The sequence below is a fragment of the Streptomyces sp. V4I2 genome, from assembly GCF_030817655.1.
In the GTDB taxonomy this organism is placed as follows: Bacteria; Actinomycetota; Actinomycetes; order Streptomycetales; family Streptomycetaceae; genus Streptomyces; species Streptomyces plumbiresistens.
Map to the genome: position 1 here is coordinate 2,787,254 of NZ_JAUSZM010000003.1, position 19,055 is coordinate 2,806,308.

Consider the following 19,055-nt stretch of genomic DNA (forward strand, 5'->3'; position numbering starts at 1 on the left):
CCCGGGCCCGAAGCCGGATCACCCGATGTGATCATGACCGATCACACGCGGTTGACCAGGCAGATTCACCCGTCGAGGGCCGCGAGTGCCTTCTTCACCAGAGCCCTCCGTTCGGCCGCCGAGGCGACGTGCTCCAGGCCGAAACCCAGCAGCACCGTGTCGTCCGTGGTGACCGCTCCGTACGTCTGGAAGAGCGCCCCGGTGCGCGCCCAGTCCTTGAGCACCGCCGGGCTGCCCGCGGGCGGCCCGGTCACGCTCCAGACGCCCAGCGACGTCTCGAAGCCCTCGGTCTGGGTGGCGGTACCGCCGACGACCAGCGAGGCATCGTCGGCGAGGACGCCGTGGCCGCCGCTGCCCGGGTCGGTGACGTAGCTGATCGAGACCTCGACCGACTTTCCGGCGTACGCGCTCAGGTCGAAGTTCACCTGCTGCCAGCCGCTGGAGGCGCCGGTGAGGGCGTTCCACGCGCCGGTGGTACCGGTCGCGGTGCAGCCGTCGGCCGCCACGGTCAGATAGTGCTCGAGCTGGGGGTGCTCCCCTACGTAGTACCCGGCCTCGCAGTCCGCGGGCACGGTGGCGCGGGTGGCACCGCCCGCCTCCGGGAGCGTGGTCCAGTCGTCGGCCCCGGTGGTGTGGGCCTCGACCAGTACGTTGTCGTAGCCGGGCTCGGTGTCCCACAGCAGCTGAGTGCGGAGCGTGGGCTTGTCGGCCGCGCTCACCCCGGTGAGGTCGACGGTCCGAGTGAGCCGCTTGTACGCGTCGTCGGTGTGGACGGCCGCGGCCATGGAGGAGCCCGCGTAGGGCCCGTACGGGTTGACCGTCCCGGCGAACTGGCCCGCGCCCGCACTCGCGAACTGCGGGTACGTGTCCGTCGGCAACTCGTCGGACGTCACGCCGTACGTCCCTGCCCGGTCCAGGGGGTTGCCGACCGCGGGGCCGAACGCGCCCGTGAAGCCGGCGAGCTTGCCGGAGCCGGTGAAGCCGGTGGCCCCGGGGGTCGACGTACGTGTGTAGGCGCCCAGGTAGTACTGGCTGAAGTCGTTCGACAGGGTGCCGCCGCCGAGGTCGACGCTGCCTCCGGCCAGCTCGCCCGCCTCGACCAGCTTGCCGCCCTCGTTCAGGAAGGCGCGCAGCTGCAGCTGGGTGGCGACGCCCGGTGTGCTCGCCCCGGTGTAGTGGACGACCGTGTCGAAGTGGCTCAGCACGCCGAGCGCGTCGGGCGCGCCATGGGTGGCGACGTCCCACACCAGCGCCTTGCGGCCGTTCGCCTTCAGCGCGTCGACGTACGTCTGCGCCTGCGTGGCGGTCGCGCCCTCCTCGGCGACGACGAGGACATCCGCGCGGGGCCGTTCGGCCACGGTGTAGGTGAAGCGCTCGCTGGAGACCTTCTTGCCGCTCTTCGTCTCGCCGGTGAACCACACCTCGACCTTGTCGCCCGGGTCGCCGTCCTGGACCTTGGCCCGGTACTCGTCGAAGTGGAGGTTGTCGTCACCGCCGTACGTCTCGCCGCCCTTCCACGCCCTGAGCGCCATGTCCTCCGTACGTCCGCCGTTGACGCGGTACTTGAGCTCCTTGTCACGCACGGACTTCCGTACGACGACCGAGACCTCCTGGTCCGCTCCGCGCGAGTACGACGTCGAGAACGCGGCCGGGGTGAAGTCGGCGGCGCTCAGGCCGACCGCGGACTTCGGCTGGTCGGGCCTGGCGGCGGACTCGGCGAGGGAGAGCGCGAACGGGATGTTCTTGGCGAACTCCTGCTGGATCAGCGTCTCGTCGTCCGGGAAGGTGAAGATCGACAGGCAGTCGGCCGGCTCCCAGGCGTCGTTCGGGTCGACGTTCGAGGCGGTCTGGCAGGTCGACATCTCGGGGGTGAACATCGCCATGCCGTTGACGTTCGCCGCGTGGCCGTCGGCCTCGCCGTTGGTGGTGTACAGCTCCGAGGAGACTTGCGGGTGGTAGCCCGGGATCGCGGAGTTCTCCGGGGTGCCGGCGAGTGCCTCGTAGAGGACGTCGTCCGGGGTGGGCGTGGCGACCTGCCAGCCGACTCCGTAGAGAAGGAGTTCGGCGGCGGAGTGGTAGTTGATGCCGTACTCGAAGCCGATGCGCCGCTCGAAGGCGTCCAGTGCCTGGGTCTCGGGCTCGGATCCGGGGGCTGCGCCGCGGTAGGTCTGGCTGGTGGGGCTGGGGGACGAGCCCTCGTTGTCGTAGCCCCACTTGTAGGCGAAGTTGCGGTTGAGGTCGACACCGTCGCCGGTGGTGATGGCGCCGTCGCCGTTGTTGTCGCGCAGGTTCTTGCGCCACAGGCGGTTGTCGGAGTTCTGGAAGGTGTAGTCATAGCCGTCGGGGTTGGCCGACAGCACGAACCACAGCTCGGTCGAGTCGACGAGCTTCTTGATCTTCTTGTCCGTCTTGTAGTTGTCCAGGTAGTGGTGCATCAGCCGGCGGGTCATCTCCGGCGTGATCCACTCGCGCGCGTGCTGGTTGGACAGGTACAGGACGGACGGCTTGGAGCCGTCCTTGGACTTCTTGGCGCCCTTGGTCATCTTCAGCGCCAGGATGTCCTGGCCGTTGACCGTTTTGCCGATGGAGACGACCTTGGTGAGGTCGGGGTTCTCCTGCCCGGCCTTGACGATCTCCTCCTTCAGGCCGCCTTTCCCGCTGTAGGGGCGGAACACGCCCTCGGCGGCTGCCTCGACGCGGTTCTCGGCCTTGGCGGACAGCTTGTGCTCGGTGAGGTCGACGCCCTGGTCCTCGAGCTTTTCGGCCTGCTGGTCGGTGAGGTAGACCTCGACCGTGGCCTCGCCCTTCTCGGGTACCTGCTCACCGAGTTCGTGGCCGTCCTGGCCGGACGCGAGCAGCAGGGGTACCTGCTTCTGTGTCACGTCAGCGCGGAAGACCTTGACCTCGTTCGGATCGGGAGAACCTTCGCTCCCTGCGGCCTGGGCGATGGGTGCGATTCCCGCACCGCCCAGCAGGAGCGCGCCAACAGCGAGGATCGGTCTCGCTTTTCGTCTCATGAACCCCCCTAGCAGTGGTTCGCCACTCGGCGAACAGATGCCAGGCTCATGTCACTCCATGATCCAGTCAAGGGTGCCTCAACGACACGCAAACGCCGGTGCCGATCACCCAAGTGGGCGTCGGCACCGGCGTGTTGCGCTGAAGGCGGGGCTCACCCCACGAGGTTGTCCGCCATCTCCTCGGTGATGCTGGACTCGGTGCCCGGGATGCCGAGGTCCTGGGCCCGCTTGTCGGCCATCGCCAGCAGGCGGCGGATACGGCCCGCGACGGCGTCCTTGGTCAGCGGCGGGTCGGCGAGCGCGCCCAGTTCCTCCAGGGAGGCCTGCTTGTGGTCCATGCGCAGCCGGCCGGCAGCGGCCAGGTGCTCGGGAACGTCGTCGGCGAGGATCTCCAGGGCGCGCTGGACGCGGGCACCGGCGGCGACGGCCGCGCGCGCGGAGCGGCGCAGGTTGGCGTCGTCGAAGTTGGCGAGACGGTTCGCCGTGGCCCGCACCTCGCGGCGCATCCGGCGCTCCTCCCACGCCAGCACGGACTCGTGCGCGCCGAGCCGGGTCAACAGCGCACCGATCGCGTCACCGTCACGGACCACGACCCGGTCCACTCCCCGCACCTCGCGGGCCTTCGCGGCGATCGACAGCCGACGGGCGGCGCCGACCAGGGCGAGCGCCGCCTCGGGGCCGGGGCAGGTCACCTCCAGGGAGGAGGAGCGGCCCGGCTCGGTGAGCGAGCCGTGCGCCAGGAACGCGCCGCGCCAGGCCGCCTCCGCGTCACAGGTGGCTCCGGAGACGACCTGCGGGGGCAGGCCGCGGATCGGGCGGCCCCGGCCGTCGACCAGGCCGGTCTGCCGGGCCAGCTGGTCACCGCCGGCGACCACCCGTACGACGTAGCGCGAGCCGCGGCGCAGTCCGCCCGGCGCCATCACGATCAGCTCGGAGCTGTGGCCGAAGATCTCCAGGATGTCCCGCTTGAGGCGGCGGGCCGCCATCGCGGTGTCCAGCTCCGCCTCGATCACGATGCGCCCGCTCACCAGGTGGAGGCCGCCGGCGAACCGCAGAATGGCGGAGACCTCCGCCTTCCTGCAGCAGGTACGGGTGACGGGGAGTCGGGAGATCTCGTCCTTCACCGCTGCCGTCATCGCCATGGGCCGATCCTTCCATGCATCCGAAAAATACGGTCGTACGCGGCGGCCAACAGCTCCGGGTCGTGCCGAGGAGTTCCGTCCCTCCGGGCGACCGGGGCCAGCTCGACCGCGGCACCGAGCCGCTTGGCGGCCTCGATGAGCACATCACGGTCGGGCACGGCGGCCTCGTCGGCCAGCACCACGTCCAGGGCGAGTTTAGGGGCGTGTCGTCCCAAAACCTCCAAATGACGCTGCGGGGAGAAGCCATCGGTTTCTCCGGGCTGCGGGGCGAGGTTCAGGGAGAGGACCCGGCGCGCCTTCGTCTGGGTGAGCGCGTCCAGGAGGTCGGGCACGAGCAGGTGCGGGATCACCGAGGAGAACCAGGAGCCGGGACCGAGGACCACCCAGTCCGCGTCGAGGACGGCCGCCACCGCCTCCGGCACCGCGGGCGGGTCGTGCGGCACCACGTGCACGGACTGCACCTCGCCGGGCGTGAGGGCGACGGTCGCCTGTCCCCGTACGGTGTCGACGTCCTCCGGGCGGTCCGGGTCGTGGCCCTTGACCAGGGCCTGGAGCTCCAGCGGTACGGCGGACATGGGCAGCACGCGCCCGTGCGCGCCGAGCAGCCTGCCGACCAGGTCGAGAGCCTGGACGTGGTCGCCGAGCTGCTCCCACAGGGCGACGATCAGCAGATTGCCGACCGCGTGTTCGTGCAGGTCGCCCTTGGACTGGAAGCGGTGCTGGATGACGCGGGCCCAGGTCTGGCCCCACTCGTCGTCGCCGCAGAGCGCGGCCAGCGCCTTGCGCAGGTCGCCGGGCGGCAGTACGCCCAGTTCGTCGCGCAGGCGGCCGCTGGAGCCGCCGTCGTCGGCCACGGTGACGACGGCGGTGAGGTCGCCGGTGATCCGGCGCAGTGCGGCGAGCGAGGCGGACAGGCCCATGCCGCCGCCGAGGGCGACCACCTTGGGCTGGGCGCCGCGGCGGCGCGGTTTGGCACCGCGGGCCTCTACGGGCCGGCTCGCGCGCCCTTCGGGCACGGCCCGGCGCAGCCTGCTCAGCCGCGGAGTACGTCCTGTCATTCCCGTCCCATGTCCCGGTGCACGACCACCGTCTCCACGCCCTCGGCCGCGAGGCGCGCGGCGAGCTTCTCCGAGGTGGCGACCGATCGGTGCTTGCCGCCGGTGCAGCCGATGGCGATGGTCACGTACCGCTTGCCCTCGCGGCGGTAGCCGGCCGCGATGAGCCTGAGCAGTTCGGAGTACCGGTCGAGGAACTCCTTGGCGCCGGGCTGGTTGAAGATGTACGCGGCGACCTCCTCGTTGAGGCCGGTGAAGGGGCGCAGCTCCGGGACCCAGTGCGGATTGGGCAGGAAGCGCATGTCCGCGACCAGGTCGGCGTCGACCGGGAGGCCGTACTTGAAGCCGAAGGACATGACGGTGGCCCGCAGCTCGGGCTCCTCCTCGCCGGCGAACTGGGCGTCCATCTTGGCGCGCAGCTCGTGCACGTTCAGGCTGGAGGTGTCGATCACCAGGTCGGCGTCGCCGCGCAGCTCGCGCAGCAGCTCGCGTTCGGCGGCGATGCCGTCGACGATGCGGCCGTCGCCCTGGAGGGGGTGCGGGCGGCGCACCGACTCGAAGCGCCGCACCAGGGCCTCGTCCGAGGACTCCAGGAAGACGATCCGCCGGGTGACGTTCTTGCCGTCCAGGTCGGCGAGGGACTCGCGGAGGTTGTCGAAGAAGCGCCGGCCGCGTACGTCGACGACGACCGCGATCCGCGCCACGTTGCCCTGGGAGCGGGCGCCGAGCTCCACCATGGTGGGGATCAGCGCGGGCGGGAGGTTGTCGACGACGAACCAGCCGAGGTCCTCCAGACACTTGGCGGCCGTCGAGCGGCCTGCCCCGGACATGCCGGAGATGATCACCAGCTCGGGGATGGCCGCGTCCGGGACTGCAGCCGTGTCGTTGGGCGTGCCCGTACTCACCTGTGCTCCGTCTCCGGCTTGGTCCTGTTGCTCGTCGTGCTCGTTCACATTCATGTCTCCTGCCCCCGTCGTTCGTCCGGGGCGCCCATCGTCACGGACTCCCCACTGGAACCCATGGTGTCGGATTCCTCTTCCATGATCTCTCCGGTCGCCGTGTTCACGGCGGGTGCGGCCGGAGCCGCCTGGGCGAGGGCCACGGCGATCGTCTCGGCTGTCTTGCGGCCTATGCCGGGAACCTCGCAGATCTGGTCGATTGTCGCTGACCTCAGCTTTTTCACCGAACCGAAGTGCTTGAGGAGTGCCTGTTTACGTGTCTCGCCCAGGCCTGGTACCTCGTCCAGGGGGCCGGCGCGGAAGCGCTTGGCGCGCTTGGTGCGCTGGTAGGTGATCGCGAAGCGGTGGGCCTCGTCGCGGACGCGCTGGAGGAGGTAGAGGCCCTCGCTGGTGCGGGGCAGGACCACCGGGTCGTCGTCGTCCGGCAGCCAGACCTCCTCCAGGCGCTTGGCGAGGCCGCAGACGGCAATGTCGTCGATGCCGAGTTCGTCGAGGGCCTTCTTGGCGGCGGCGACCTGGGGCCGGCCACCGTCGACGACGACGAGCTGGGGCGGGTAGGCGAAGCGCTTGGGACGGCCGTCCTCCTCGGTGAGGCCGTTGCCGAGGCCGTCGGCGTCGGTGTTCTCGCCGTCGGCCCACTCCCCCGTCCGCTCCTTCTCGGCGAGGTAGCGCCGGAAGCGGCGGGTGAGCACCTCGTGCATGGAGCGGACGTCGTCCTGGCCCTCGAAGCCCTTGATCTGGAAGCGGCGGTACTCGCTCTTGCGCTGGAGTCCGTCCTCGAAGACGACCATGGAGGCCACCACGTCGTCGCCCTGGAGGTGCGAGATGTCGTAGCACTCGATCCGGAGCGGGGCGCTGTCCAGGTCGAGGGCGTCGGCGATCTCCTCCAGCGCGCGCGAGCGCGTGGTCAGGTCGGAGGCGCGTTTCGTCTTGTGCAGCACGAGCGACTGCTGAGCGTTGCGCTCCACGGTCTCCATGAGGGCCTTCTTGTCGCCGCGCTGCGGGATGCGCAGCGACACGTTCGACCCGCGCCGCTCGGTGAGCCACTCCTGGACGGGCTCGACCGGGTCGGGCAGGGCCGGAACGAGAACCTCCTTGGGGACGGAGTCGCCGGTCTCCTCGCCGTAGAGCTGCTGGAGGGCGTGTTCCACCAGGGCGCCGGTGGTGATCTCCTCGACCTTGTCGGTGACCCAGCCGCGCTGGCCGCGCACGCGTCCGCCGCGGACGTGGAAGATCTGCACGGCCGCTTCCAGCTCGTCCTCGGCGACCGCGATGAGGTCGGCGTCGGTCGCGTCGGCGAGCACGACCGCGCTCTTCTCCATGGCCTTCTTCAGGGCCCCGATGTCGTCGCGCAGGCGGGCCGCCCGCTCGTACTCCATCTCCTCGGCCGCCGCCGTCATCTGCTTCTCCAGGCGGCGCAGATACGTGCCCGTGCGGCCGGCCATGAAGTCGCTGAACTCGTCGGCGAGTTCGCGGTGCTCCTCGGCGGAGACGCGGCCCACGCAGGGCGCGGAGCACTTGCCGATGTAGCCGAGCAGGCAGGGGCGGCCGGTGCGGGCGGCGTTCTTGAAGGACGCCGGCCGAGCAGGTGCGGACGGGGAAGACGCGCAGCAGGAGGTCGACGGTGTCGCGGATCGCCCACGCGTGGCCGTACGGCCCGAAGTAACGCACGCCCTTCTTCTTGTGACCGCGCATCACCTGTACGCGCGGGAATTCCTCGTTCATCGTCACCGCGAGGTACGGGTAGCTCTTGTCGTCGCGGTACTTGACGTTGAACCGGGGGTCGTACTCCTTGATCCAGGAGTACTCCAGCTGCAGGGCCTCGACCTCCGTGGACACCACCGTCCATTCCACGGACGCGGCCGTGGTGACCATGGTGCGGGTGCGGGGGTGCAGGCCCGCCAGGTCCTGGAAGTAGTTCGCCAGGCGCTGGCGCAGGCTCTTCGCCTTTCCGACGTAGATCACCCGGCGGTGCTCGTCGCGGAACCTGTACACCCCGGGAGAGTCCGGGATCTGTCCCGGCTTGGGGCGGTAGCTGGAGGGGTCGGCCATGTCTCACACCCTACTGGCGGGAACTGACAGCGCGGCGGGCCTGTGGACAACGGTCCGCCACCGTCAGCGGGACTCCAGGAAGGTGAGAACCGCCAGTACCGGCGGTGGTCGTCGGTGTCCTCCGTGAGGGCGAGGACCTCGCGGTCACGGCCGCTGAGGTGGGACAGGGGGTCGGCGCGGCGCTGGGCCGAGCCGGCCTTGCGGCCGCTCGCCAGCAGTTCCAGGGCGTCCTCGACCTCGACGTACGCCGACAGGACGAGGATGCCGGTGCCCGGGTGGCGCTCGCGGATGGTGCGGGCCACCTTCAGGCCCTCGGTGGAGTGGTCCGGCAGCATCCGTATGTCGACGATCACGAGATCGGGGCGCTCGTCGGCGACCAGTTCGAGGAGCCGGGTCGCGTCGCCGGCCTGACCGGCCACCTCGTAGCCGACGCGCTCGCAGAGGCTGGCCGGGCCCTCCCGGAGCAGCACGTCGTCGGCGGCGAGAACGACCCGTCACCGGCGGGCTGCCGCGGTGCGTCCATGATTCTCGCCCCCCCTTGCAACCCCTGAAAGTGCGCCCCAACAGCCTGCCGGAGTCCAGGAGGACAGCTGGCAGGAAGCGGACCTGGGGGCTTGCCGTGACGACACGCGGTCGTATCCGAGGGATGCTGGAGTCATTGCGGACACAAGCGGACACGAAAAGACCGGCCGTCCTCGATGACGTGAGGAACGGCGGGTCGTCGGTCGAAGGGCTGCGGACATGCGGCAGAAACGGATCGAGAAGCCACGGCGGTCGGGTCGTGCCGGCCGGACCATGGACGACAGGTACGCGCCGTACGACGCCCTCGACCCGCGGGATGCCGACATCGTGCGTGCCAAGCGCGTACCGAAGGCACGACGCGGCGCGGCTCGCCGCATCTAGAACAGGCACGACACGGCGGCACTGCGCCGCCCCACGAGTCGGACGACAGCCTCTCCGTCCGACTCGACCGCCCGGACGTACGCGACGTACGCGACGTCACCGAGTCCAGGTTCCCCCGCCTGGGCAGACTCCCCTGGCGTGCGCCCCGGGCGGTCACATGTCCGCGCTCGGACCGCTCAGCGGCAGCCGTACGGTGAGTGTCGTGCCCCGGCCCGGCGGGCTGCTGACGGTCAGCCTCCCGCCGTTCGCCTCCACCCGGTCGACGAGTCCGACCAGCCCGGAGCCGCGACCCGGCTCGGCGCCCCCTGTGCCGTCGTCGGTGATGGTCACCTCCAGGACGTCGTGAGGCACTCCGAGGTGCCGTAGTAGACGGCGACCTCTGTCTGCTCGGGCAGCCGGTTCGGGGGCAGCCGGAGGTCCAGTTCGACGGGGAGGGGCGGGGCGGGCCAGGGCGCGCAGGGCGGGGCCGAGGCCGCCCTTGGAGAGGATCGCGGGGTGGATGCCGCGTGCGCCCTGGAGAAGGTCGTCGAAGGCTTCGTCCATGCCCTTGGTCACGTGGTCCGTCGTGCAGATCGCGTTCGATGCGCCGCCGGGAGGCGTTCCCGGCGGCCACCACGCGTGCGGGACGCCGTGAGCCGCGCCCGGCTGTCGGCGCCCCAGACCCTGTCCGCGCGCGATCCGGGAGGCGCTGGGCAAGGACGGGTCCACCGCCCCGGCGTGAGGGATGTGAAGTCGGCCGGGAGTCCGCCACGGTTGGGCAACAGGTGTTGTCGGGGCTTGGTCAACACGCTTCAATGCGGGGGAGCTCGGGGCCCTGAACGACGGCGTACGGATGTGAAGACCCACGGCGCCGACGCGGGCCCCGACGACTCCCGCGAACGGTCTGACCAGCCGTTGTGAACATTCACAGAAAGGCCCCTGCATGCCGCACGCCACACAGCACGCGGACGTCGCCACCGCGGAACTGGACTCGGCCCTGCGCGGCGGCCCCTTCCACGTCGCGCTGCGGGCCGCGATCGCCGCCCGCGGACTGCCGTTGCAGCGCGTGCAGCACCATCTGTCGCGCCATGGGGTCAAGGTCGGTGTGACCAGCCTGAGTTACTGGCAGCAGGGCGCCCGGCGCCCGCAGCGCCCCGAGTCGCTGCGGGCCGTACGGGCTCTGGAGGAGATCCTCCAGTTGCCGCAGGAGTCGCTGATCCGGCTGCTCGTCCAGGCCGACGAGGACCCGGCCTCGCACCGGCCCGCGGCCCGCTCCTACCGCTCCCTCGTCGAGGCCTCCGGCGTCCTGGAGCGGCTGCTGGCCGAGCTGGACTCGCCGCTCGACGGCGGGCTGCACACCCTCGGCCACCACGAGCGGGTACGGATCGGCGCGCGCCGTGAGCTGGCCGGACGCGAGTCGCACCACATCGTGCGGGCCCACCGGGACGGCGTCGACCGTTTCGTGGCCGTCCACCACGGCGACCCGGGGTGCGCGCCGGAGCGCATGAGTGTCCACGCCTTGGAGAACTGCCGCACGGGACGCGTTCGTTCGGACCACGGCACCGGGGTGTTCGTGGCCGAGCTGCTCTTCGACACACGGCTGCGGGCCGGCGACACGTTCCTCTTCCGCTACGGCGTCGAGGACGGCACGGCCGGCGCGTCACGGGAGTACGTCCGCGGATTCGGGCCGGCCGGCGGCCAGTACGCGCTCCAGGTGCGCTTCGACGAGAACGCGCTGCCGGTGCGCTGCCACCGGTTCGCCCAGCACTCGGCGGCGGCGCCGCGCAGCGGGCGCCAGGAGCTGGCGCTGACCGGACGGCACCACTCGGTGCACCTCGTCGAGCCGCGGGTGCGGTCGGGGGTCGTGGGGATCGGGTGGGACTGGGAGTGAGACACAGTTCCTGGCCTGTACCTCCGCATGTTCCTGGGCGTACTCCTGCAACGTGATCCTGGCTGCGTTCCTCGGCAGGTGACTGCACGTAAACGCTTGCGCAAACGTTTACGTCTGCCGCCGCATGCGATACGTTCCCCGTGCCGTTCCGGGAGGGAATCCGATCCCGGTGTCGTTCCGGAGGAGACCTCATGCCGACCATGGCCGACGTCGCACGCAGTGCCGGCGTGTCCGTGGCGACCGTCTCCCACGTGCTGAACGACACCCGGCCGGTCCTGCCGCACACCCGTCAGGCCGTGCTGGAAGCCGTCGAGGAGCTCGGCTACACGCCCAACACCCTCGCCCGCTCCTTGGTGACCTCCCGCACCAGGTCCATCGGCCTCGCGGTGTCGGCGATCAGCAACCCCTACTTCACGGAGATCCTCCAGGGAGTCGAGGCCGCCGCCCTGGAGCACGGCTACAGCCTGCTGATCGCCGACCCGCACGACGATCCGGAGCACGAGCGCAAGGTCGTCCAGCTCCTGCACGAACGGCGGGTGGACGGCATGATCGTCGCGCCCTCCGCCGACCCGCGCGAACTCGTCGCCTACCTCACGCGTCACGAGGTACCGGCCGTGTTCCTCGACCGGGTGATCGACTCCGCCGAGGACCGCGCACCGCGCTTCGACCAGGTCTGCGCCGACAGTGCCGAACCGACGGCCCGGCTGGTCACGCATCTCGCCGGGCTCGGCCACCGGCGGATCGCCCTGGTCGCGGGCCGGCCCGGGCTGAGCACCACCGGCGAGCGGATCACCGGTTACCGGCACGGCCTCGCCGCCGCCGGGTTCCCCTACGACGAACGCCTCGTCGTGCACGGCGACTCCGAGTCGGCCGGCGGTGAACGGGCCACGGCGGCCCTGCTGTCGCTCGCCGCGCCACCCACCGCGCTCGTCACCGCCAACAACGCGATGACCATCGGCGCCCTGCGCGCGCTGCGCGAGCACGGCCTGTCCGTGCCGGACGACATCGCGCTGTGCTGCTTCGACGACTTCGCCTGGGCGGACCTGTTCACGCCCCGGCTCACCGCGATCGCCCAGCCCAGCAGGGAGATCGGCGCCCAGGCCGTCGGGGTGCTCCTGGAGCGTCTCGCCGCGCCGGACCGGCCCGCCCGGACCGTGCGGCTCCCCTGCGCCTTCGTCCACCGTGCCTCCTGCGGCTGCGCCGACGAGCCGGAGCGCTCGCAGCGCCCTCAGGCCTCGCAGCGCCCTCAGCACTTGCAGCCACCTGGCTCCTTGCAGCCGTTGCAGATCTCTCAACCCTCGCAACCCTCGCAACTTTCGCAGTCCGAGAGAGGAACCGTCTCGTGATCGTCGTCGCCGGAGAGGCCCTGATCGACCTGGTACCGCAGGGCACGGGCGCCCTCGCGGGCCTCAAGCCGGCGCTCGGCGGCGGCCCGTACAACACGGCCCTGGCCCTCGGCCGCCTCGGCTCCCCCACGGCCTTCTGCTCCCGCGTCTCGTACGACGCCTTCGGCGAGGCGCTGCTCGACGGGCTGCGGGAGGCGGGGGTGGACGTGACGGCCGTACAGCGTGGCAAGGAGCCGACCACCCTCGCGGTCGCCACGATCGACACGCACGGCTCGGCCGCCTACTCCTTCTACGTCGACGGCACCGCGGACCGGCTGTTCACGGCGCCCACGGAACTTCCCGCGGGCGCCCGGGCGGTCTCCTTCGGCACCTGCTCGCTCGTCCTGGAGCCGGGCGCGAGCGCCTACGAGGAGCTGATGCGGACCGCGGCCGAGCAGGGCGTGTTCACCCTGCTCGACCCGAACATCCGGGCCGGACTGATCCCCGACGCGGACGCCTACCGGGCCCGCTTCAAGAGCTGGCTGCCGTCGGTGTCACTGCTCAAGCTCTCCGAGGAGGACGCGCTGTGGCTGGGCGGCACCCCGCGGGAGTGGCTGGCCGCGGGGCCCTCCGCCGTCGTGATCACCCACGGCGGCGACGGGCTGACCGCCTTCACCCGGGACGGCGCGGTGCACTCCGTGCCGGGTGAGAAGGTCGACGTCGTCGACACGATCGGCGCCGGCGACACCGTGAACGCGGCCCTGCTGCACGGCCTGTCCGCCCGTGCCGCCCTGTCCTTGGAAGCCCTCGCCGGCCTGGGCCCGGACGGCTGGTCCCAGTTGCTGAGGTTCGCCGCGCGCGCCGCGGCGATCACCTGCTCACGCGCGGGCGCGGAGCCGCCGTACGCGGCGGAACTGGTCTGAGAGGCGCCGGGCCGCAATCACGTACGGCGGATGTCACAGCGTGTTCCCTTCGGCGGGCGCTGCGAGGGCCGCGAGCAGTGGTCCGATCACCTCGGGCCGGTCTCCCACGGCCAGGAGGAACTCGAGTTGACGGCGCATGGAGGAGAGTTCGGCGCCGTCGGCGGAGTGGGCCGCCACGGTGTAGTGGTGCAGTGCTTCGACGGGCGGCACGGGAGCCATGTCCTTGTCCAGCAGGTGCTGATGCAGGGTGAGTTCGGCCAGGGTGGCGTGCTCCCAGGTGTCGTTCGGGCCGATCTTTCGGCGCTCGACGGCGAAGCGGACCACCGGAAGCAGGGACTCCGCCAGCGCCAAGTCGCCCTGACCGCCACCGAAGTGCTGTCCTCTCACTCTCACGAGGGCGAGCGCGTTGATCCCCGGGTAGTAGTCGCCGGGATCGGCCACCATGCCGCTGTGGTAGGCCTCGATGGCGCGGTCCAGATGGGGCACGGCGTTCTTCTGTCCGAGCCGGAGGGCGAGTTCGAAGGCCCTCTTGGCCGCGCTGCCGAGCAGTCCCAGTGTCTCGGAGGATCCCGGGCGGCGGTCGTCGAGCAGCTTTAATCTGCGTTCGGCCTCTTTCAGGTACGTCAGCCGATCCGCGGGCGTCCCGTCACGGTGGATCAGCGTGAGGGCGTAACACTGCTGCATACGGAGCCGGCCGAGAGAGACGTCGGCCGCGGCCAGCGGCTCCAGCAGTTCCCGCCCCTTGTCGAAGTCGCCCAGCGTCACGAGGGCCAGACCGATCTGCTCCAGCTGGGTGTGGCAGTTGCCGACGGACAGTCCGTCCTGCCGTACCCGATCGGCGATGTCGAGCAGTTTCCCGGCGTCGCGCAGGGCCGCCGCCAGGGAGATCTCCTCGCTGTAGCGCGTCAGCCGCGAGTAGAGCTCCCCGTCGGCGTCGGGAGGCAGCTCTACGGGCTCCAGCGTGGGGAAGACCGCCCACACCGGGCTGTCGACCCCCCGTTGCGTCGCGTTCAGGGCGTCCTTGAGCTTGCCGATGGCCGCGACCGCCTGCCGGTCGCTGACCTTCTTCATCCCCCGCTCGTAGCGCTGAATGGTCGAATGCCCCAGGTCGAAGGGCGGTGTGACCCAGTGCGGCGCCATGAGGAGCGTGGCGGAGGGCCGCCAGGCGTGCCGCACGCCCAGTTCCCACAGGACATTGGGGTTGAGGGTGGCGAGATCCGCCACGAAGAGATCGGCGGTGTTGATGCTGTGCAGCATGCGGGCGTCGATGCTCTTCAGGCCTGCTTCCAGGTCCGTGCGGATCGGCCGGTACCCGCTGTCGAGCAGGGCGGGCACGAGCACCCGGTGCCAGGACTCGTCCGCCTCGAACCGCTTGAGTTCCCGGGTGGAGTCGGCCTTGCCGCCGTACGGCATGGCGACGAACGCCGTCTGTGCCGCGGACCGACTCTGCGAGGGGTTCAGGCGCAGCACGAGGTGGCCGAGCGCCTTGGCCGACATGGCCAGGGACTCGGTGTGGTCCTCTCCCGCGCGGCGCCCCTCGGTGACCGCGACCACCACGAGTTCCTCGGGTTCGTCCGCTTCCTCGCCCGGGGTGTGGAGGCTGTCGCGGGCGTGGTTCAGAAGCGCCTGGTTGACGGCACGGAACCCGTCGTCGTCGGCCTTGGCTCCCGGCACGGGGACGAGGGATGCCTTCGTGTGCGCCGTCAGCGTGCGAAAGCGCTCCTCCCATTGGGGCCCCTTGTCGGCGACGGAAGCGCCCACGAACTCCTCGGGGTTCTCGGTGACCACGAGGTCGACCGGGATACCGGCGCTCAGTGCCGCCCCGGCGGCCAGCAGGTCCGTGCCCGCGGCGGCGGATCCCACGGCGAGCCGCGGCCGCAGTCCGCCGAAGAGGAGCTTCAGGCGCTCCTCGAGCCAGTCCACGGCGGCCTCGGGGAACACCCCGTCCGGCCCTGAGGGACGCCGGCCGGTGAAGACGACGATCATGTGGCCTCCCTTTCCACCCAGTGGGTGGTCTCCTGGCCGATGATCCGCTCCACCATCTCGGCGAGCAGGGTGTCGGGGACGGCCGTGTCGCCGTAGTGCCCGGCACGCGCCAGGTACAGGTACTGCTCGCGGCGCAGGCTCTCGCACACGGACCGGTAGTTGATCCAGTTCTCCTGGAACTTGAACAGCTGCTGCGCGCCCTCGATGACCGCGACGAGAGCACCCATCAACGCCGGGATCCAGTTGGGCGCGGAGGCGGCGACGGTCACCGGGAGTCCGGCCGCCAGCATCAGCGTGGCCAACTTCAGCTGTTTGAAACGCCGTTGGGCGAGAGCACTCTTCCGGTCGAACCAGTCCAGCTGGTTCTGGAGCCGGTCCCAGGTAACATCGGCGGGCCTCGCCGTACGTGGTTCCGCCGGGCCGCCCCGAGCTGCCGGAATGTCAGGTTCCACCACCGGCTCCCCCTCCGTGGTCGTCGGCGGTGCATGCCCGCGTCATCACGGGCTGATCCGCCACGGTCACGATGACGCAAGCGCACGGGCGGGGCAAGAACGCCGGGGGCGGTCCTTGGGGAAGCCTGGGCCGCCGCGGGTTCTTGTGATCGGCCCGCAGCGGCCCCCGGCTCAGTGCTCCCTCGCTCAGTGCTCCCTCGTCAGGCCTTGGGGGCCCGGGTCGTCTTCTTCGCGGGCGTGGCCTTCTTGACGGCTCCGGTCGTCTTCTTCGCCGCTGTGTTGTTCACGGCCTTGGCCGTCTTCGCGGTGGTCGTCCTCGCCGTTGCCGTCTTCTTCGCCGCCGACGCGGCCGCCACCGCCTTCTTGGCCGCCGTCTTGCGCGGGGCGCTCACCGGGTTCGCGTCGCTGATCCGGTCGGCGCCGAGGACCTCCCGGAGGAACTTGCCGGTGTGGCTGGCCGGGACGCCCGCGACCTGCTCGGGCGTGCCCTCGGCGACGACCAGGCCGCCGCCCGCGCCGCCCTCGGGGCCCATGTCGACGACCCAGTCGGCGGTCTTGATCACGTCGAGGTTGTGCTCGATGACGATGACCGTGTTGCCCTTGTCGACGAGCCCGGCCAGGACCGTGAGCAGCTTGCTGATGTCCTCGAAGTGCAGGCCGGTGGTCGGCTCGTCCAGGACGTAGACCGTGCGTCCGGTGGAGCGCTTCTGCAGCTCGCTGGCGAGCTTCACCCGCTGAGCCTCGCCACCGGACAGGGTGGTCGCGGACTGCCCGAGGCGGACGTAGCCGAGACCGACGTCGTTCAGCGTCCTGAGGTGGCGGGAGATCGCCGGCACGGCCTCGAAGAAGTGCATGGCTTCCTCGATCGGCATGTTCAGGACGTCGGCGATGGACTTGCCCTTGTAGTGGACGTCCAGCGTCTCCCGGTTGTAGCGGGCGCCGTGGCAGACCTCGCACGGGACGTACACGTCCGGGAGGAAGTTCATCTCGATCTTGATCGTGCCGTCGCCCGCGCAGTTCTCGCAGCGGCCGCCCTTGACGTTGAAGGAGAAGCGGCCGGGCATGTAGCCGCGGACCTTCGCCTCGGTGGTCTCGGCGAACAGCTTGCGGACGTGGTCGAAGACGCCGGTGTACGTCGCCGGGTTCGACCGGGGCGTGCGGCCGATGGGCGACTGGTCGACGTGCACGACCTTGTCGACGAGGTCGTCGCCGTCCACGCGCGTGTGCCGCCCCGGAACGCTGCGCGCGCCGTTGAGCTCGCGGGCCAGGTGCGTGTACAGGATGTCGTTGACCAGCGTCGACTTGCCGGAGCCGGACACGCCCGTGACCGCGGTGAACACGCCCAGCGGGAAGGAGACGTCGATGTCCTGGAGGTTGTTCTCGCGGGCGCCGTGCACCGTGAGCCGGCGGGACGGGTCCTGCGGGCGCCTGATGTCGGGCAGCGGGATGGCCTTCTTGCCGGACAGGTACTGGCCGGTCATCGACTCGGCGTTGTCGAGCAGCTCCTTGAGGGAGCCGCTGTGCACGACCTTGCCGCCGTGCTCGCCCGCGCCGGGGCCGATGTCGACGATCCAGTCGGCGACCTTGATGGTGTCCTCGTCGTGCTCGACGACGATCAGCGTGTTGCCCATGTCGCGCAGCCGGACCAGGGTCTCGATGAGCCGGTGGTTGTCGCGCTGGTGCAGGCCGATGGACGGCTCGTCCAGGACGTACAGGACGCCGACGAGGCCGGAGCCGATCTGGGTGGCGAGGCGGATGCGCTGGGCCTCGCCGCCGGACAGCGTGCCGGCCGCGCGGTTCAGCGAGAGGTAGTCCAGGCCGACGTCGACCAGGAACTTGAGCCGCTCGTTGACCTCCTTCAGCACGCGCTCGGCGATCTTCTTGTCGCGGGCGGTCAGCTTCAGCTCGCCCAGGAAGTCCGCGCAGTCGCTGATGGACATCGCGGCGACCTCGGCGATCGACTTCCCCATGACGGTGACCGCGAGGACGACCGGCTTGAGGCGTGTGCCCTCACAGGTGGGGCAGGGCACCTCGCGCATGTAGCCCTCGAAGCGCTCCCGGCCGGCGTCGCTCTCGGACTCGCTGTGCCGGCGCTTGACGAAGGGGACGGCGCCTTCGAACGGGGTCGTGTAGACGCGCTCGCGGCCGTACCGGTTGCGGTAGCGGACCTCGATCTGGGTCTTGTGGCCGTACATGAGGGCCTTCTTGGCGCGCTGCGGCAGACCGGCGAAGGGGATGTCCGTACGGAATCCCAGCGCGTCCGCGAGGGCGCCGATCAGGCGGCCGAAGTAGTCCTTGGTGTGGCCGTGCGACCAGGGGTGGATGGCGCCCTCGTCGAGGGACTTGTCCTCGTCCGGGACGATCAGCTCGGGGTCGACCTCCATGCGCGTGCCGATGCCGGTGCACTCGGGGCAGGCGCCGAAGGGCGAGTTGAAGGAGAAGGAGCGGGGCTCGAGCTCTTCGAAGGACAGGTCGTCGTACGCGCAGTACAGGTGCTCCGAGAACATGCGCTCGCGCTCGGGGTCGTCCTCGGGGAGGTCGACGAAGTCGAGCACGACCATGCCGGCGGACAGGCCGAGTGCGGTCTCGACGGAGTCGGTGAGGCGGCGCTTGGCGGAGTCCTTCACCGTGAGGCGGTCGACGACCACCTCGATGGTGTGCTTCTCCTGCTTCTTCAGGACGGGCGGGTTGGAGAGCTGGATCGTCTCGCCGTCCACCCGCGCGCGGGAGTAGCCCTTGGTCTGCAGGTCGGCGAAGAGGTCGACGAACTCGCCCTTGCGCTCACGCACCAGCGGCGACAGCACCTGGAAGCGGCTCCCCTCCGGCAGCTCCAGGACTCTGTCGACGATGGCCTGCGGCGACTGGCGCGAGATCGGGCGGCCGCACTCGGGACAGTGCGGCTTGCCGATGCGCGCGAAGAGCAGGCGCAGATAGTCGTAGACCTCGGTGATGGTGCCGACCGTCGAGCGCGGGTTGCGCGAGGTCGACTTCTGGTCGATGGAGACCGCGGGCGAGAGGCCCTCGATGAAGTCGACGTCCGGCTTGTCCATCTGGCCGAGGAACTGGCGGGCGTACGAGGAGAGCGATTCCACATAGCGCCGCTGACCCTCGGCGAAGATGGTGTCGAAGGCCAGGGAGGACTTGCCCGACCCGGACAGGCCCGTGAAGACGATGAGCGAGTCGCGAGGCAGGTCGAGCGAGACGTTCTTCAGGTTGTGCTCGCGCGCGCCACGGACGATGAGACGGTCGGCCACGCCGGTCCGCACCTTTCTTGAGAGAAGTGACAGGGGCGAGGCCCCCGTGCTTTCTCAGACTAGGGGGAGCCACTGACAACGCCGGTCGGATTCCCGGAGTGCATAACAATCCCCGAC

13 protein-coding genes and 1 pseudogene are annotated in these 19,055 nt (G+C 70.5%); 4 read left to right on the plus strand and 10 right to left on the minus strand.

Annotated elements, in window-relative coordinates; translation table 11 throughout:
• Positions 1-65 precede the first annotated feature (65 nt).
• The 6 genes and pseudogenes from QFZ76_RS13725 to QFZ76_RS51715 form a co-directional block, all read right to left on the minus strand.
• A complete protein-coding gene (locus QFZ76_RS13725; protein ID WP_307673986.1) occupies positions 66-3,017 on the minus strand; it encodes a M14 family metallopeptidase in 2,952 nt (983 codons plus the stop codon).
• Between the two features lie 152 nt (positions 3,018-3,169).
• Positions 3,170-4,159 carry a DNA-binding protein WhiA gene (whiA, locus tag QFZ76_RS13730; protein WP_030039584.1) on the minus strand — a complete coding sequence of 330 codons (990 nt, stop codon included), beginning with the start codon at positions 4,157-4,159 and terminating at the stop codon, positions 3,170-3,172.
• Complete coding sequence (yvcK, locus tag QFZ76_RS13735; protein WP_307673987.1) at positions 4,150-5,217, minus strand: uridine diphosphate-N-acetylglucosamine-binding protein YvcK; 1,068 nt, start codon at positions 5,215-5,217, stop codon at positions 4,150-4,152. The genes whiA and yvcK overlap by 10 nt, the downstream gene beginning before the upstream one ends.
• On the minus strand, positions 5,214-6,173 hold the full coding sequence (gene rapZ, locus QFZ76_RS13740; protein WP_307673988.1) for an RNase adapter RapZ: 960 nt from the start codon (positions 6,171-6,173) through the stop codon (positions 5,214-5,216). Before rapZ ends, yvcK begins: the two co-directional genes overlap by 4 nt.
• A pseudogene (gene uvrC, locus QFZ76_RS13745) lies at positions 6,170-8,225 on the minus strand (excinuclease ABC subunit UvrC). The gene rapZ and the pseudogene uvrC overlap by 4 nt, the downstream one beginning before the upstream one ends.
• The gene (locus QFZ76_RS51715; RefSeq protein WP_373464294.1) at positions 8,135-8,695 is read right to left on the minus strand and encodes a response regulator transcription factor; all 561 of its coding nucleotides are present in this window, start codon (positions 8,693-8,695) and stop codon (positions 8,135-8,137) included. The pseudogene uvrC and the gene QFZ76_RS51715 overlap by 91 nt, the downstream one beginning before the upstream one ends.
• Positions 8,696-8,966: 271 nt before the next feature.
• Here QFZ76_RS51715 and QFZ76_RS13755 point away from each other — a divergent pair, with 271 nt between their 5' ends.
• Positions 8,967-9,128 carry a hypothetical protein gene (locus tag QFZ76_RS13755; protein WP_307673989.1) on the plus strand — a complete coding sequence of 54 codons (162 nt, stop codon included), beginning with the start codon at positions 8,967-8,969 and terminating at the stop codon, positions 9,126-9,128.
• A 153-nt stretch (positions 9,129-9,281) separates the two neighbouring features.
• Here the strand turns inward: QFZ76_RS13755 and QFZ76_RS13760 are convergent, their stop codons facing one another.
• On the minus strand, positions 9,282-9,824 hold the full coding sequence (locus QFZ76_RS13760) for a sensor histidine kinase (RefSeq protein ID WP_307673990.1): 543 nt from the start codon (positions 9,822-9,824) through the stop codon (positions 9,282-9,284).
• 226 nt (positions 9,825-10,050) lie between these two features.
• Between QFZ76_RS13760 and QFZ76_RS13765 the strand changes: the two genes are divergently transcribed.
• The 3 genes from QFZ76_RS13765 to QFZ76_RS13775 all read left to right on the plus strand — a co-directional run bounded on the left by QFZ76_RS13765 (position 10,051) and on the right by QFZ76_RS13775 (position 13,246).
• Positions 10,051-10,998, plus strand: a complete 948-nt coding sequence (locus tag QFZ76_RS13765; RefSeq protein ID WP_307673991.1) for a hypothetical protein — start codon at positions 10,051-10,053, stop codon at positions 10,996-10,998.
• A gap of 191 nt (positions 10,999-11,189) precedes the next feature.
• Positions 11,190-12,344 carry a LacI family DNA-binding transcriptional regulator gene (locus QFZ76_RS13770; protein ID WP_307673992.1) on the plus strand — a complete coding sequence of 385 codons (1,155 nt, stop codon included), beginning with the start codon at positions 11,190-11,192 and terminating at the stop codon, positions 12,342-12,344.
• Positions 12,341-13,246 (plus strand): carbohydrate kinase, encoded by a 906-nt coding sequence (locus tag QFZ76_RS13775; RefSeq protein ID WP_307673993.1) that lies wholly within the window; start codon positions 12,341-12,343, stop codon positions 13,244-13,246. Before QFZ76_RS13770 ends, QFZ76_RS13775 begins: the two co-directional genes overlap by 4 nt.
• Positions 13,247-13,279: 33 nt before the next feature.
• On the opposite strand, the gene QFZ76_RS13780 is transcribed toward QFZ76_RS13775, so the two are convergent.
• From QFZ76_RS13780 to uvrA, 3 genes are all read right to left on the minus strand, one after another.
• Entirely contained in the window at positions 13,280-15,232 is a 1,953-nt protein-coding gene (locus QFZ76_RS13780) for a tetratricopeptide repeat-containing protein (protein ID WP_307673994.1), read from the minus strand.
• Positions 15,229-15,684 (minus strand): DUF4231 domain-containing protein, encoded by a 456-nt coding sequence (locus QFZ76_RS13785; RefSeq protein WP_307673995.1) that lies wholly within the window; start codon positions 15,682-15,684, stop codon positions 15,229-15,231. Before QFZ76_RS13785 ends, QFZ76_RS13780 begins: the two co-directional genes overlap by 4 nt.
• Positions 15,685-15,884: 200 nt before the next feature.
• Positions 15,885-18,938 carry an excinuclease ABC subunit UvrA gene (uvrA, locus tag QFZ76_RS13790; RefSeq protein WP_307673996.1) on the minus strand — a complete coding sequence of 1,018 codons (3,054 nt, stop codon included), beginning with the start codon at positions 18,936-18,938 and terminating at the stop codon, positions 15,885-15,887.
• Positions 18,939-19,055 lie beyond the last annotated feature (117 nt).

Bases quoted from the DNA above. Each gene is read 5' to 3' on its own strand.
- QFZ76_RS13725 (WP_307673986.1), bottom strand. From the start codon at position 3,017: ATGAGACGAAAAGCGAGACCGATCCTCGCTGTTGGCGCGCTCCTGCTG.
- whiA (WP_030039584.1), bottom strand. From the start codon at position 4,159: ATGGCGATGACGGCAGCGGTGAAGGACGAGATCTCCCGACTCCCCGTC.
- yvcK (WP_307673987.1), bottom strand. From the start codon at position 5,217: ATGACAGGACGTACTCCGCGGCTGAGCAGGCTGCGCCGGGCCGTGCCC.
- rapZ (WP_307673988.1), bottom strand. From the start codon at position 6,173: ATGAATGTGAACGAGCACGACGAGCAACAGGACCAAGCCGGAGACGGA.
- QFZ76_RS13755 (WP_307673989.1), top strand. From the start codon at position 8,967: ATGCGGCAGAAACGGATCGAGAAGCCACGGCGGTCGGGTCGTGCCGGC.
- QFZ76_RS13765 (WP_307673991.1), top strand. From the start codon at position 10,051: ATGCCGCACGCCACACAGCACGCGGACGTCGCCACCGCGGAACTGGAC.
- QFZ76_RS13770 (WP_307673992.1), top strand. From the start codon at position 11,190: ATGCCGACCATGGCCGACGTCGCACGCAGTGCCGGCGTGTCCGTGGCG.
- QFZ76_RS13780 (WP_307673994.1), bottom strand. From the start codon at position 15,232: ATGATCGTCGTCTTCACCGGCCGGCGTCCCTCAGGGCCGGACGGGGTG.